We start from the raw sequence: 13,809 nt of genomic DNA on the forward strand, positions 1-13,809 counted from the left end.
CCCGGGATTCAAAATCTTAAAGATATCTCTGACTAAAAAGATGATCTGATGGGATCATCTTTTTTCAATCTTAGTCATTATGATTCCTATTTGTGATCAACAACGAAATCATATAGGCAAATAAGAATAAATTAATTACAAATAAAGTATGAAAAAGGGCAATTTCTTGTTTTTCCGCAAGCGAAATCAAGCTTGAATTCATCGTTAATGACACCCAATACGTAAAATAGCCTAAAAATAATGTCACAACGATAATAATCATGCTTCCTGCTAATTTGTATAATCCGTCAGGATGTGATCGCATTTCCATATAAATACATAAGATCATATACACCATTGCGATGATCCCAAGACTTCCTATTCGAAAATCAAGATTGCTTATGCCGACAGCCCCACAGGCCATTACAAAGACTGACCAGAAAATAATGATGCACCATAACCAAAATTTTAATGATTTCATAAATTTCTCCTCTTTATTTTATATGTTTTTATTTTCATAAACACTTTATCTCTGATCAAAGCATTGTTCTTGTATCTTTTGATATTCAAATCTGTTTAGCTCATACCATTGATTATCTGTCTAAATGCCACTGAGGATTCTTTTTTTAATAAAACAATAAAACACCATAGATATCGATTTGATGGTTTCCACTCAGCCTTTGAGTGAATAATTATGATAAGAAAATGTCAGTACCGGCTATAAGAAATGAATATGATCAATTTCACTACCTCTTACATAAGACTTTTCCCTTTATTCTTTTCACTTATATAATAACTAAAAATGTAATGAATATATACTCTTTAAATGCAATGAGGTCTATGATAAAATTGAATCAGTGAGTGATATTTGTAAATAATTCCGGATATCACAAACTACGTTCTCTTTCCAGAAATATTATATATTAAAACCAAACGAGCAAATCGTTAAATAGTAATTTGTTGAGGAGGTAAAAATGAAAAATGAACAAAAAGACAACAAAGAAAAGATAAACTTTATATGTTTTCTAGTTGCGTCAATAAGTTTTTATATCGTATCTGTCATGAATTTTATTGATAAGAATACTAATACTGCAGTAGTGTTTTTATGTTTAGGATCATCATTCTTATGCTTATCATCTACTCATCGAAATAAAGATAAAAAACAATAAAGAATCATAAAATTACAACTTATATGAATGTTAAAATCAAGTGCGAAGATTTTATTTCAGATAGCGGTATGAAATACGGTGGAAATGTTGGAATTAAAGGATATAATAATACAAAAAAGAAGAGTATTCTCTAAACTTTAAATTATTTAAAATTTGTTTAATACTTTGAGATTATATTTTTGTTTATGCTCTTTAATATAAAATAGCTTACCGGATAAACTTTGTATTTTTGTTTGTAAGAATAATAGGATATGTAATTATAGTATTTTATAGGTGCTATAATTTGATTTAATTTTATACTTATAATCTTTAATAACTTTAAGTATTTCCGGATTCGGTTTTAAATTCTGAATAGTCTTAAATTCAAGCATAAAAAATGTCCTCCTTCCTGAAAAGAGGACATTGCTTTTATATAAAATAAAAACTTACGAGCTTTTTACAGTCCGTAAGTTGTGTTCAAATGGAGCGGGTGATGGGAATCGAACCCACGTAGTCAGCTTGGAAGGCTGAAGTTCTACCATTGAACTACACCCGCAAAAGATGGTGACTCGTTGGAGATTCGAACTCCAGACCCTTTGATTAAAAGTCAAATGCTCTACCAACTGAGCTAACGAGTCAAGAATGTTTTTTATTTGGCTGGGGCAACTGGATTCGAACCAGTGAAATGCTAGAGTCAAAGTCTAGTGCCTTACCGCTTGGCTATGCCCCAACAAAAAAATGGTGGGGGGAGGCAGATTCGAACTGCCGAACCGTTAAGGAACTGAGTTACAGTCAGCCGCGTTTAGCCACTTCGCTATCCCCCCAGTTCAATAAAACTGGTGCCGACTAGAGGACTTGAACCCCCAACCTACTGATTACAAGTCAGTTGCTCTACCAGTTGAGCTAAGTCGGCAGAAAAATGGTGGAGGTTAACGGGCTCGAACCGCTGACCCTCTGCTTGTAAGGCAGACGCTCTCCCAACTGAGCTAAACCTCCATGTATATTTAACCTAGTTGCCTAGGTGCTTTAATATAATACCATTGAGAATATGTGATGTCAACAAAAAAATCTATTTTTTTCAAAATTTGTGAATATTGGTAAAAGTCTTTATTTTATGAACACGGAAATAGGTTTTCTTTTACTTATCCTTGTCTATAAAGATGATATCTTTTGTGTTATAATCTTTCTCGAGGAGTGATCTTATGGATATTTTTAATACAAAGATTTTAAATCAGCGCCAACGATGGAATCGGGCATTACTGTTTGCCATTGGCGGAACGATTCTCAGTATCATCGTTTGTGTCCTTATCCAGCGTATGATTCATCTGCGCTCGTCCCTGTTTTATCTGGCCGCCGCTTACTTTTTGAGCTGGCTGATTTTGGAAACAGGACATGGGGTTCAAATAAAGTTCTCTGTTCTTGCGGTCGTATGTACGATCATCGTGATTTTATTGTCGGATATGTTTGTTATATATGGAACCCTTACTTTTTCATTTCCGCTTGAAGCTCTTATTACCGTTATCAGAAGCTATGCTGATGTTTCGATCAATTCATTGTTGTCACTGATCATTAAGGTAGGAGCCGTCACCTTAGCTTATGGAAAGTCGAGAGTCATTTAAATGTATTATCGGGATACTTATGCGAAAATTGATTGTGATGCCATTGCTCACAATCTTTCTTTGCTGAAAAAAAAGACCTCTCATGCTCTCATAGCCGTTTTAAAAGCCAATGCCTATGGGCATAATGATTACTGGGCAGCAAAAACGGCCATAGAATCGGGATGCTGCATGGTGGCTGTCAGCTCCTTGGATGAAGCCTTAGCTTTGCGAAGGCAGGGTTTCTATGATCAGATACTCATCTTAGGACACATCCGTCCAAAGGATATTTCAATAGCGATCGAGCACCGTGTTAGCGTATCGGTGATCTCAAGTGAATGGCTGAAGGAAGTAGTTGCTCTTCATCCCAATCTCAAACATCTTATCTTTCATATCAAGGTCGATACCGGTATGAATCGTATTGGATTAAGGAATATCGGTGAAGTCGTTGAAGCTGTTGATTTGATTCAAAGACACCATGGTATCGCAGAAGGTATTTTTACACATTATGCCTGTGCCGACAGTGATTCGAAAGAAATGTGTGAGCGGCAGTTTGATAAGTTCAAACAGATCGTAACATCATGTAACTATCCTTTTAAATGGATCCATGCTGAAAACAGTGCAGCCATCTTAACGTATGAAGATACATTGACCAATGCAGCCCGCTGCGGACTTGTCATGTATGGCATCTCTCCTGTTGCGACTGATCTGGATTTAAAGCCTGCTCTTTCTCTGATTTCACATCTGACATGTGTCAAGAAAATCAAAAAAGGTGAACATGTCGGTTATGGAGCTACTTATCAGGCAGATGAGGACTGTTTCATCGGCACCTTGCCGATTGGTTATGCCGATGGCTTTTTAAGAGCGAATCAAGGCCGTTTTCTTTATTGTGAAAATGAATGGGTCGAAGTAGTGGGCAGAGTCTGTATGGATCAGTGCATGGTCAGGCTTCCTCACTTTTTTCCGGCAGGTACACCTGTTGAAATTATTTCTTCTCATTGTCCGATTTGCGAAATGGCTGAAGATCTGCATACGATACCTTATGAGATCCTTTGTATTTTGAGCGATCGCATTCCACGAAAAATCTATTATCACCAGCAAGAGGTGGCTGTCATAAACAACCGGCTTCATGAGTTTTGATTCATGAAGCCTTTTTATTATCCCTTTAATTGTTTTAACGCTTTTCTTAATGTTTCTCTGTCAACTGCCACATAATTGCCGTCATCATAATAGGTTTGTTTCGCAGTCATATGAAGCTGTCCGCTTTGGGCATTTGCCGCAATATCTTTTATATTGGAAGGGGTAATGCCACCGCCGACAAGCAATTCGATCTTCCCTTTATATTTCTGATATAACTGACCAATGATCTGACTGCCCTCTTCGATCGTACATTTACCGCCACCGCTTAATATGCGGTCCACACCACAGCTGATCAGTGTCTGGAGGGCTTTGTCTAAGTCCTCGCATTCATCAAAAGCTTTATGAAAAACAGCTTCACGATGGAAGGAATGGATCAGCTCGACCATCTTTTTTGTATGCTCGATATCGATCGTATGATCTTTATTTAAAAAACCGAATACAATGCCATCCGCTTGGGCACATAAAAGCTCTTTCGCATCCTGCATCATATTTTCTATTTGAAGCTCTGTATATACAAAGCCTGCCGTACGTGGACGCACCATGCAGCAGATGGGTAAATTTGTCAGCTTCTTTGCCATTTTCAAAGTCGTTACTGTCGGTGTCAGTCCTCCAAGCTCCAAAGCACAATTTAATTCAAGACGATCGACCTCAAATTCATTTGCACAGATACAGTCTTCTATCGTTCCGCAACATATTTCTATCTTTATTCCATGAATCATTATGATACCTCCTTATTTATTATACTATAAATATCCCTATTTTTTTTCTTTTATCGCATATCATGAAAATGAAATTGAATCACTTCCTATTTAATGATAAAATATGACAAAAGGGGGATTCGACATGAATTTTGTTTTTTTATCGCCTAATTTTCCAAAGACCTATTATAACTTTACACAATGCTTAAGAAATAATGGTGTCACTACCCTTGGAATCGGGGATGCTCCTTATGATCAGCTCAGTGATGCTTGTAAACAATCATTATGTGAATATTACAAGGTCAACAGTTTAGAAAATTATGATGAGGTATTCAGGGCTTGTGCCTATTTTTCTTTTAAGTACGGAAAGATTGATTGGCTTGAAAGCAATAATGAATACTGGCTTTTAAGAGATGCACAGCTAAGAGAGGATTTCAATATCAATACCGGTTTGAAAAATGATCGTATTGATGGTATTAAATTTAAAAGCAAGATGAAAGAATTTTATGCAAAGGCAAAGGTGCCTGTTGCTCGTTATCATATGGTTTCTACATTAGAGAAAGCAAAAGCTTTCATCAAAGAAGTGGGATATCCGGTCGTTGTAAAGCCCGATAATGGTGTCGGCGCTTATGCGACCTATAAACTGACAAATGATGAAGAATTGGAAGATTTTTATGATAAGCTTCCTTCTGTTCCCTATATCATGGAAGAATTTGTGAATGGTACGATCGTATCCTATGATGGCATCTGTAATTCAAAGAAGGATATCGTTTTTGAAACGAGTCATTATTTTCCCGATCCTGTCATGAATCTGGTCAATGACCAGCTGGATACCTGGTATTATTCTAAAAAAGTCATTCCTGAAGATTTAAAGGATGCCGGAAGAAGGGTCATTAAGGCCTTTGATTCTAATTCCCGTTTCTTTCATTGTGAATTTTTCCGATTAAATGAAGATAAAAAGGGTCTGGGAAAGAAAAATGATATCATCGGCTTAGAAGTAAATATGCGTCCGCCGGGAGGATATACGCCGGATATGATGAATTATGCCAATGATATCAACGTATATCAGATCTGGGCCGATATGGTATGCTATGATAAAGGCTTTTTTGATCCGGATCAGCGTCCCTATGTCTGTGTATATGCCGCTAAACGAGATGCCCATCACTATGCTCATTCCAATGAGATGATCTTTGAACGTTACCGTGATCATATCGTCATGTATGAGCGGATGCCGGAAATTTTTACGAATGCAATGGGAAATGATGCCTTTATGGCACGTTTTGTAACGGAGGAAGAAGCCATTGCTTTTGCACATTATACGTTAGAGAAAGAAAAGAAGGTTATATAAGATGCATATTCAATATTTTAAAGAGTATTCATATAAATTAGATCGTGACATGGAATTTAAGGTCTATGGACATAGCGGCCGTCCCTTTATTATTTTTCCATGCCAGAATGGCAAATTTTATGATTTTGAAAATAATGGCATGATCGATACGATTGCCGATAAGATTGAAAGTGGCAGAGCCATGCTTTTCTGTGTGTCCAGTATTGATGAGGAAACATGGAGTGCTGATGGTGACTATCATGGACGGATCATGTGGCATGAGCAGTGGTTCAGCTACATCTGTGATGAATTTATTCCTCGTATGTATCAGATTCATCATGAATTATCCCATGAGGATCATATCGGCAAACCGATCTTAAGCGGTGCCAGCATGGGCGGCTATCATGCGGTTAATTTCTATCTGAGAAGACCGGATATCTTTGGAGGCTGTTTGTCTTTGAGCGGTCTTTTCCATGCCGGTTACTTTTTCCCTAACTACAATGATGAAACGATCTATTATAATTCTCCAGTAGATTATCTGCCGCACTTGCATCCTTATCATCCTTTGGTGGAGCAGTATCGTCAAGGAGAGATCATCATCTGCTGTGGTCAGGGCGCATGGGAAGATGAGGCGAAAGAAGATGCACGAATCTTAAAGGAACAGTTTGAACGCCTGCAGGTAGATGCATGGGTTGATTTATGGGGAGAAGATGTCAATCATGACTGGCCATGGTGGTTGATCCAGTTTCCTTATTTTGTAGAAAGGCTTGTCTGACATGTTGAAAAAAGAAGAGATTTTCATTCCTTATCTGAAGAAAATGCGTACCTTGCACATCTATGTTCCGGATCATTTGAACAAAGATGAACGTCTGCCGGTATTTTATATGTTTGACGGACATAATCTGTTTTTAGATGAAGATGCTACTTATGGAAAGAGCTGGGGTCTTCTTCAATACTTTACGAAGCATCATGTCCGCTGTATCGTGGTCGGTATCGAATGTAATCATACAGGCAACCATCGTTTGCGTGAGTTTTCTCCTTACAGCTTTAATGATGATGAATGGGGAAATGTCAAGGCAAGCGGCAAGCTATTTTTGGAGTGGATGACAACAGATCTGAAACAATATATAGATACTCATTATCCTACGCTTTGTGATCGTGAGCACACCTATCTTGGAGGCAGCTCGATGGGCGGCTTGATGGCTGTTTACGGAGGTGCGATGCATGCCGATATTTATTCAAGAAGCGCTTGCCTTTCCCCTTATTATGAGCATGTCTTAGATCGTCTGCTCTGTGACTTGAGAAAGCTTGATGACTTGGAGGATTCCATCTTTTATATCAGCTTTGGACGCCATGAATGGCGTACGAAACGGGCTCTTTCAAGAGGAGTCGAAGAGAATCTGAGCGTCATGCGCATCTTAACGGAAAAGGGTGCAAAATGTTATATGCATTGTTATGAGTTTGGTTATCATAATGAAGCCAGCTGGGAAAAAGAAATTCCAAATTTCTTACATGATCTGGGAATTCAAAGGAGAAAACAAGATGAAAATACGGAATATAAAAGAAAGTGATTATCCTGTTATAGATAAAATGGCCATGGAGCTTCAAAAACTCCATGTAGAACAGATGGGTGATGTTTTCAAAAATACCGAACATCCTTATTCATATGAAGAATTTTTAAATTGTATCGGTGATTCCCGAATTGCACTGATTGCTGAAGAAGAAAAAAATGTCTTAGGTTATTGTCTGGCTAATGTCTTTGAAAATCCGGCATTTAAGGATAAGACCTTACATATCAGCGATCTGTTCGTATGCCAGCATGCCCGTCATCAAGGTGTTGCCAAGGCATTATTAGACGAGTCCGTCTGTCGGGCCAAACGCTTAGATGCCAAACGGATGCAGCTGATGGTTTGGAGTTTTAATGAGGAGGCCCGTCATCTTTATGAATCTTATGGCATGGAGATACAAAGCTATAATTATGGAAAAAAAATATAATGGACAGCTAAGCGCTATCCATTTTTTTCTAAGTAGTTTTCCATTAATAATTGTATCTCATCTGCCTTTTCTTCTTTTACAAGTGCAAGCAGATAAGATTCACTTCTTTTTTATGCATGTGGTATTAAACTATTTTTAAACACAACAATTATAAATATAAAAATATGATTATATAATTTATTTTAGGATTTAAAAAGCTTTTTTTGAGTACCGATTAGTACTAAAACAATAAGATATATAAACGAAGATAATTTAAACATATATGAATATGACAAAATATTCGATATCATTCCCCAAAAAGTTGCTCCAAATACAAATCCTAATCCCACAAAAGAAGAAAATAAAGCATTAGCTAAACCACTTTTCGAATCAGGCATTTGATTGATGATATCAACATTGATAATTGGTGCTATTGTACCTGTCGCAAAACCAATTGGAAAAGCAACAGCTAATATTTGCCATAATGTATCAACAATGGAAATGACATATATACATACAAATAAAATGATACAACATATTTTTATAATATTATCCGGACCTAATTTATCGTTTAATGCTTTCATCGTAAACCTAGATACAAATAAACCTATAGCATTGATTGTAAAATATAAACCAATTTCACCAATTCCCATTTCAACGACATAAAGTGTTAAAAAAGAGGATAAAGAGCTACTCGCCATACTATTTAAAAAAGCTACTATAACAGGAATCATAATTGGCAATATCGAAAAATCAACATGAGATTTTAAACTGATTTCTCTTTTACGCATATTCATATTATCGATATTTTTTGTAAACAATACCATTAAAAAAGTTACCAACTCTATCAAAAGTAAAACAATAAATAATTCATAGAAACTATTATATTGATTACCAAGAATTGTATAAGCTAAGCTCGGTCCTATAATTCCACCTAAAGAATTCGTCAAGGATGCATATCCAACGCCTTCTACCAATTTTTCTTTATGTACCAAACTTACGATATAGGTATTAATTATTGTTGTCGCCATACCATATCCAAACCCTTGAAAACCTCTTAAAAAAAATAATATCCAATAAGAATTCGATACTATAAATCCAGCCGAAACAATTACTAAAATTAAAATTGATAATAACATCGATTTCTTATAGCCAATTCTATCAAGAAGCCAAACGCCAATGAAAGATGCTGGCATACTGAATAGTGAGAATACAGATGCAAGCATACCTGCATATGTATCTGAACCCGTAAGTTGCTTGCCAATAACAGTAATTACAGATAATAATAAATAAGGCCCGACATGACAGAGCATTAGAATCATTATAGCTGATATATAATCTTTAGTCCAAAGTGATTCTTTCATCAACATACCTCCTAATATATCGAATAGTTTAAAAAAATAAAATATACCCTGTAAATAATCAGCTAAAAATAAGATAAAATCAGCCAATTTCATTTACAGGGTTATAACGTTTAACATTTTTTATTATATAATATGCATGTTAATACATTGCCTTTATGTTAGATTAATAATAAGACTGAAATTTTCAATTATTTATTCTTCCAACTCAAAGTATGTAACATTTTCAGGAGCATGCCAGTCCTGATGATCCAAAAGAGTTAATTTACCATCTTCTTCTATTCTTAATCGACTAATTTCATTAGAAGAAGTATTAAACGCAAGAATGTATTTATTATCAGGTGTTAGATTCATTCTTCTGCATCCCTGTCTTTCAGTAGAAACATATTGGATCAATTTTGGATTTAGACTATCAGATATATCATAAACACCAATTATAGTATCTGATTTTCCCCAATTATGAGAAAAATTACTCCAGCTATTATTCAATTTCTTTACATCAGCATTTGCTTTAACGGCATTTTCCCCCATTTCATACATAATGATATACATAATATCTTTGACTGGAGAATAAGCAAAATCCTGCTGGCCACACATAATTCGATCTTCAATTTGCAGTGGAAAGTCACCTAAATGTTCTAGTTTACCACTTACATCATCATATTTAACAATCGCAACAGATGGATCCAATTCGTAACAAACATAGGCTAGTTTTTTTCCAGGTACGAATGTTAAATATTTTGGTGCGGCATTATACTTTAATTCTACTTCATCTAATAGAACCAATCTTCCGAGATTATAATTAATAGTATATGTATACACACTATTCAATCCCTTATCAACAACCATAAAAATATCTGTGTCAGGAATTCTAAAAACTCCATGTAAAAATGATCTCTTTCCCGGAAATGCTGGATCATGATAATGAAAATCTAAAATTTCTCCTAAACTTCCATCTTCATTAATTTTAACTAATTCAACAGCGGCGTCATCATATTCAACTTTACTTCTAACTTTGCCATTTTCATCTCTATAAATCTTACTGGCATAATCTTGACCAGAAGCATGATGGACAATCACTAAATATTGCTGCGTTGAATCTAGTACGCAATAACAAGGATTCGTTGAATATGTTTTGATCTGATTTATTGGAATGATTTCTTTTCCACATAATCTAGCTGCATATGCATATCCACCTTCACGAGCTAAATCGGCAGTATCCCTGGTTTCGTTGATAAAATATAATATTCCCTTATCAGAAATAACTACAGGTGATCCTACAACCACTCCTTCATAGTAGCCTTTAATTGATTTAAATTTTCCATCATCATATTCACACACATTGATACCAGGTTTTGAATTCTCTCCATACCATCCCCAGCTTCCAAATAATGCCATTGTTTTTTTCATATTTATTATTTCCTTTCTTTAATATTTCATAATTTCATAACAGTTAAACAATTTTTATATTTAAATTCGATCAATCTAAATTTTCTCCATTACTTGAGATCACATTTTTATACCAATAAAACGACTTCTTTTTATATCGATTCATCGTACCATTACCACTATCATCTAAATCAACATAGATGTAGCCATAACGTTTCGACATTTGACCTGACCCAGCACTTACAAGATCAATACATCCCCATGATGTATAACCAATTAAATCAACACCATCGATTTCTACAGCATCTTTCATTGCTTTAATATGTTCTCTTAAATAATTAATACGATAGTCATCATTAACTGTATACGATCCATTACCATCATCTATTATTTCATCTTTTCCTCCGAAACCGTTCTCTACGATAAATAAAGGTTTCTGATAACGATCATATAATTCATTTAATTTAATGCGTAAACCAAGTGGATCAATTGACCAACCCCAATCACTTCTTTTCAGATATGGATTATTCATTTTTCCAGATGAATTTCCTTCAGCCTTGTCATAAATTTCTGTATTTGCACTCTCTACATAAGATGAGTAGTAAGAAAAACTAATAAAATCAACGAGATTTTCTTTCAAAATTCGAGAATCCTCATCTGTCATATTAATATTTATTCCTTCTCGCTCAAATTTTTTCAGTGCATAGGACGGATAATATCCACGGGCTTGTACATCGATAAATAGATATTCATCACGATTGGTTTCTAAGGTTTTAAATACATCCTCAGGATTACAGGTATGTGGATATATTGCATCTCCCATCATCATACATCCGATCATATTGTCAGGATCTATTTCATGTGCTATTTTAATTGCATAAGCACTTGCTACCAATTCATGATGAGCCGACTGATAAAGAATTTGCTCTTTATGGTCATCTTCTTCAAATAGTATACCTGCCCCTAAGAAAGGCAAATGTAAAATCATATTAATTTCATTAAATGTTAACCAATATTTAACTAATCCTTTATAACGTGTGAACACAACCTTTGCAAACTTTTTATAGAAATCAATTAAAATTCGATTTTTCCATCCACCGTATTTTTTTATCAAATAAATCGGACAGTCAAAATGAGTAAGAGTCACTAAAGGTTCAATATCATATTTACGACATTCTTTAAATAATTCTTCATAATATTTTAAACCGGCTTCATTTGGCTTTTCCTCATCTCCATTAGGAAAAATGCGTGTCCAAGCAATACTTAACCGATACGTTTTAAATCCCATTTCACTAAATAAAGCAATGTCTTCTTTAAATCTGTGATAGTGATCGATACCCTTAAGAGCCGGAAAATAATGTTCATGATCTATTTCTAAAATATGTTTTATCCCTTTAGTTACCATTTGTCGATCTTTTCCAAATGGAATTACATCAACATTGGCTAATCCTCTTCCATCAACATTATATGCTCCTTCACATTGGTTAGCAGCTGTAGCACCTCCCCATAAAAAATCTTTCTTCAATCCCATTTAAGCACTCCCTCTCAATTTTTTATAAACCTCAAAATAAGCAGTTTTCTGAACACATCTATTCTTCTTCTGTTGCTGCTTGCTCAATACTAAGTTTCTGCTTATCCTCAGCTTTCATGAATGGCAGCCAAACAAAAATATCAATTACAATCATAATTGCCGCAGCAATCGCAGCTCTAATTGGAGTTGAACTTCCTAATAGTTGCATCAAGATAGGAGGACAAGTCCAAGAAATTCCATAACCGGCAAAGCGGCCAACAATACCAAGTGAAATTAAAACATACCAATAAATAATATTAAATGACGTTGTAATCAACATTGGAATTAATAAGAATGGATTAAACATAATCGGCATACCAAATAGTACCGGCTCACCAATTGTAAAAATAGCTGGAATGATTGCTGATTTTCCAATCGCTTTTATTTCTTTGCTTTTACAAAATAATACTGCAATAATTGCTGGAATCAACAATTGTCCATACCCGCCAGGATTAGCTGAATTGAAAAATGTCGAAGTAACAATATTTGGTAATTCGGTTCCTGCTTGGGTTGCTGCTAAATTTTCAAGCTCGGCTACAGATAGAAGTCCACCTAATGCATTTACCGCAACATCGCCATGAATGCCACACCACCATACCAATGAAACTAAGATATTAATTAATAAAATACCAGGCAATGACAATCCAATTGATTTCAAAGGTGTTTGAATTAATGTAAATATCATATTATGGATATCTCCATATGAAGTATTTGCTACGATTAAGCTTAATAAACAGACAACTGAAAAAATAATAATTGCCGGAACCAATAAAATAAATGAATCTTGTACAAACTTTGGCACACTATTCGGAAGTTTAATTACAATATTGTGTGATACTAAAAATTTAATAGCTAAAGGTACTAAAATTCCAATCAGAATAGCTGCAATCATCCCTTTAGTTCCTATCCAAGTCATTGGAATTGTTCCATCTTCAAACGGAGTAATGATATAGAATACAACAAGTGAAAATACAGCTACACCGACTTGTTCTTTTAATTCAATTTTTCCCGAGTAAACATAAGCAAGTACAAACACAACATAAAGTGAAACTAACCCAACGGTTACATCAAATAATCTCCAGCAAATATCAGCGAGATAAGGTATACTATAAACAATTTCTTGCCATTTCCCAATTTCGATTGATGGTATTAATAAGGCAAATGATCCTACAATAATAGCAGTCATTGCAACCTGCATAGCTGAACTGATGGATGAAAAAACTTTAGACCTGGACATTTTATCACCAAGTGACATTAAAGCATTTTCGAATTTATCAAAATATTCTTTCCTTTTCATATACTCCCTCACTTTTTATTTTCTAATTCTGCTAAAGCAGCTTTTAATACATTAGCACCATTCATTCTTCCATAATCTTTAATATCTATAACCATGAATGGAATACCTTGATTTCCAAATTTAGCCTGACATTCTCTTAATTTCATTCGCATCTGCGGTCCCAACAGAACAATATCTGCAAGGGGTACTACTTTATCAGCATCATCATAACTATATGCATTGACCGAACAATCAATATTCATATTTTTTGCCGCATCTATTATCTTGTCACAGAGCATGCCTGTGCTAGCTCCATAGGCGCAAAGCAGAACAATATTTAACATTTTTTCAT

At 35.1% G+C, this 13,809-nt stretch carries 14 protein-coding genes and 6 tRNA genes; 7 read left to right on the top strand and 13 right to left on the bottom strand.

Annotated features, from left to right (window positions below):
• Window positions 1-70 precede the first annotated feature (70 nt).
• Entirely contained in the window at window positions 71-460 is a 390-nt protein-coding gene (locus ACZYT3_RS05280) for a hypothetical protein (RefSeq protein ID WP_464087939.1), read from the bottom strand.
• A gap of 493 nt (window positions 461-953) precedes the next feature.
• Here ACZYT3_RS05280 and ACZYT3_RS05285 point away from each other — a divergent pair, with 493 nt between their 5' ends.
• Window positions 954-1,148: a hypothetical protein gene (locus ACZYT3_RS05285; protein ID WP_464087940.1), complete on the top strand. Its 195-nt coding sequence runs from the start codon at window positions 954-956 to the stop codon at window positions 1,146-1,148.
• Between the two features lie 461 nt (window positions 1,149-1,609).
• Here ACZYT3_RS05285 and ACZYT3_RS05290 read toward each other — a convergent pair.
• The 6 genes from ACZYT3_RS05290 to ACZYT3_RS05315 form a co-directional block, all read right to left on the bottom strand.
• A tRNA-Gly gene (locus ACZYT3_RS05290) sits at window positions 1,610-1,683 on the bottom strand.
• A 6-nt stretch (window positions 1,684-1,689) separates the two neighbouring features.
• Window positions 1,690-1,765, bottom strand: a tRNA-Lys gene (locus ACZYT3_RS05295).
• Between the two features lie 16 nt (window positions 1,766-1,781).
• Window positions 1,782-1,857 (bottom strand) — tRNA-Gln (locus ACZYT3_RS05300).
• A 9-nt stretch (window positions 1,858-1,866) separates the two neighbouring features.
• Window positions 1,867-1,951, bottom strand: a tRNA-Tyr gene (locus ACZYT3_RS05305).
• A gap of 13 nt (window positions 1,952-1,964) precedes the next feature.
• Window positions 1,965-2,040: transfer RNA gene (locus ACZYT3_RS05310), tRNA-Thr, on the bottom strand.
• A 7-nt stretch (window positions 2,041-2,047) separates the two neighbouring features.
• Window positions 2,048-2,123: transfer RNA gene (locus ACZYT3_RS05315), tRNA-Val, on the bottom strand.
• A 206-nt stretch (window positions 2,124-2,329) separates the two neighbouring features.
• Between ACZYT3_RS05315 and ACZYT3_RS05320 the strand changes: the two genes are divergently transcribed.
• Window positions 2,330-2,746 carry a hypothetical protein gene (locus tag ACZYT3_RS05320; RefSeq protein ID WP_464087941.1) on the top strand — a complete coding sequence of 139 codons (417 nt, stop codon included), beginning with the start codon at window positions 2,330-2,332 and terminating at the stop codon, window positions 2,744-2,746.
• Window positions 2,747-3,862, top strand: coding sequence for an alanine racemase (gene alr / locus ACZYT3_RS05325; RefSeq protein ID WP_464087942.1), 1,116 nt, complete (start codon window positions 2,747-2,749; stop codon window positions 3,860-3,862).
• Between the two features lie 17 nt (window positions 3,863-3,879).
• Here the strand turns inward: alr and ACZYT3_RS05330 are convergent, their stop codons facing one another.
• Window positions 3,880-4,581 (bottom strand): copper homeostasis protein CutC, encoded by a 702-nt coding sequence (locus ACZYT3_RS05330; RefSeq protein ID WP_464087943.1) that lies wholly within the window; start codon window positions 4,579-4,581, stop codon window positions 3,880-3,882.
• A gap of 124 nt (window positions 4,582-4,705) precedes the next feature.
• On the opposite strand from ACZYT3_RS05330, the gene ACZYT3_RS05335 reads away from it, so the two are divergent.
• Genes ACZYT3_RS05335 through ACZYT3_RS05350 form a run of 4 tightly spaced genes read left to right on the top strand, consistent with a single transcriptional unit; the run spans window position 4,706 to window position 7,882 of the window.
• Window positions 4,706-5,908 carry an ATP-grasp domain-containing protein gene (locus tag ACZYT3_RS05335; protein ID WP_464087944.1) on the top strand — a complete coding sequence of 401 codons (1,203 nt, stop codon included), beginning with the start codon at window positions 4,706-4,708 and terminating at the stop codon, window positions 5,906-5,908.
• A gap of 1 nt (window position 5,909) precedes the next feature.
• Window positions 5,910-6,662 (top strand): esterase family protein, encoded by a 753-nt coding sequence (locus ACZYT3_RS05340; protein ID WP_464087945.1) that lies wholly within the window; start codon window positions 5,910-5,912, stop codon window positions 6,660-6,662.
• Between the two features lies 1 nt (window position 6,663).
• Window positions 6,664-7,458, top strand: coding sequence for an alpha/beta hydrolase (locus ACZYT3_RS05345; RefSeq protein ID WP_464087946.1), 795 nt, complete (start codon window positions 6,664-6,666; stop codon window positions 7,456-7,458).
• Window positions 7,430-7,882, top strand: coding sequence for an N-acetyltransferase family protein (locus tag ACZYT3_RS05350; protein WP_464087947.1), 453 nt, complete (start codon window positions 7,430-7,432; stop codon window positions 7,880-7,882). The genes ACZYT3_RS05345 and ACZYT3_RS05350 overlap by 29 nt, the downstream gene beginning before the upstream one ends.
• A gap of 182 nt (window positions 7,883-8,064) precedes the next feature.
• On the opposite strand, the gene ACZYT3_RS05355 is transcribed toward ACZYT3_RS05350, so the two are convergent.
• From ACZYT3_RS05355 to ACZYT3_RS05375, 5 genes are all read right to left on the bottom strand, one after another.
• Window positions 8,065-9,225: an MFS transporter gene (locus ACZYT3_RS05355; RefSeq protein WP_464087948.1), complete on the bottom strand. Its 1,161-nt coding sequence runs from the start codon at window positions 9,223-9,225 to the stop codon at window positions 8,065-8,067.
• A gap of 192 nt (window positions 9,226-9,417) precedes the next feature.
• Window positions 9,418-10,632 carry a lactonase family protein gene (locus tag ACZYT3_RS05360; protein ID WP_281627879.1) on the bottom strand — a complete coding sequence of 405 codons (1,215 nt, stop codon included), beginning with the start codon at window positions 10,630-10,632 and terminating at the stop codon, window positions 9,418-9,420.
• A 70-nt stretch (window positions 10,633-10,702) separates the two neighbouring features.
• Entirely contained in the window at window positions 10,703-12,142 is a 1,440-nt protein-coding gene (locus ACZYT3_RS05365) for a 6-phospho-beta-glucosidase (protein ID WP_273400919.1), read from the bottom strand.
• A 58-nt stretch (window positions 12,143-12,200) separates the two neighbouring features.
• Window positions 12,201-13,478: a PTS sugar transporter subunit IIC gene (locus ACZYT3_RS05370; RefSeq protein ID WP_464087949.1), complete on the bottom strand. Its 1,278-nt coding sequence runs from the start codon at window positions 13,476-13,478 to the stop codon at window positions 12,201-12,203.
• Window positions 13,479-13,486: 8 nt separating this feature from the next.
• Window positions 13,487-13,809: hypothetical protein (locus ACZYT3_RS05375; RefSeq protein WP_464087950.1), on the bottom strand; the 323-nt coding region annotated here is incomplete at its 5' end.

The organism is Traorella sp. mt218, from assembly GCF_055420025.1.

What these genes read in the sequence shown, in the direction of transcription:
- ACZYT3_RS05280 (WP_464087939.1), bottom strand. Translation starts at nt 460, where the DNA reads ATGAAATCATTAAAATTTTGGTTATGGTGCATCATTATTTTCTGGTCA.
- ACZYT3_RS05285 (WP_464087940.1), top strand. Translation starts at nt 954, where the DNA reads ATGAAAAATGAACAAAAAGACAACAAAGAAAAGATAAACTTTATATGT.
- ACZYT3_RS05320 (WP_464087941.1), top strand. Translation starts at nt 2,330, where the DNA reads ATGGATATTTTTAATACAAAGATTTTAAATCAGCGCCAACGATGGAAT.
- alr (WP_464087942.1), top strand. Translation starts at nt 2,747, where the DNA reads ATGTATTATCGGGATACTTATGCGAAAATTGATTGTGATGCCATTGCT.
- ACZYT3_RS05330 (WP_464087943.1), bottom strand. Translation starts at nt 4,581, where the DNA reads ATGATTCATGGAATAAAGATAGAAATATGTTGCGGAACGATAGAAGAC.
- ACZYT3_RS05335 (WP_464087944.1), top strand. Translation starts at nt 4,706, where the DNA reads ATGAATTTTGTTTTTTTATCGCCTAATTTTCCAAAGACCTATTATAAC.
- ACZYT3_RS05340 (WP_464087945.1), top strand. Translation starts at nt 5,910, where the DNA reads ATGCATATTCAATATTTTAAAGAGTATTCATATAAATTAGATCGTGAC.
- ACZYT3_RS05345 (WP_464087946.1), top strand. Translation starts at nt 6,664, where the DNA reads ATGTTGAAAAAAGAAGAGATTTTCATTCCTTATCTGAAGAAAATGCGT.
- ACZYT3_RS05350 (WP_464087947.1), top strand. Translation starts at nt 7,430, where the DNA reads ATGAAAATACGGAATATAAAAGAAAGTGATTATCCTGTTATAGATAAA.
- ACZYT3_RS05355 (WP_464087948.1), bottom strand. Translation starts at nt 9,225, where the DNA reads ATGAAAGAATCACTTTGGACTAAAGATTATATATCAGCTATAATGATT.
- ACZYT3_RS05360 (WP_281627879.1), bottom strand. Translation starts at nt 10,632, where the DNA reads ATGAAAAAAACAATGGCATTATTTGGAAGCTGGGGATGGTATGGAGAG.
- ACZYT3_RS05365 (WP_273400919.1), bottom strand. Translation starts at nt 12,142, where the DNA reads ATGGGATTGAAGAAAGATTTTTTATGGGGAGGTGCTACAGCTGCTAAC.
- ACZYT3_RS05370 (WP_464087949.1), bottom strand. Translation starts at nt 13,478, where the DNA reads ATGAAAAGGAAAGAATATTTTGATAAATTCGAAAATGCTTTAATGTCA.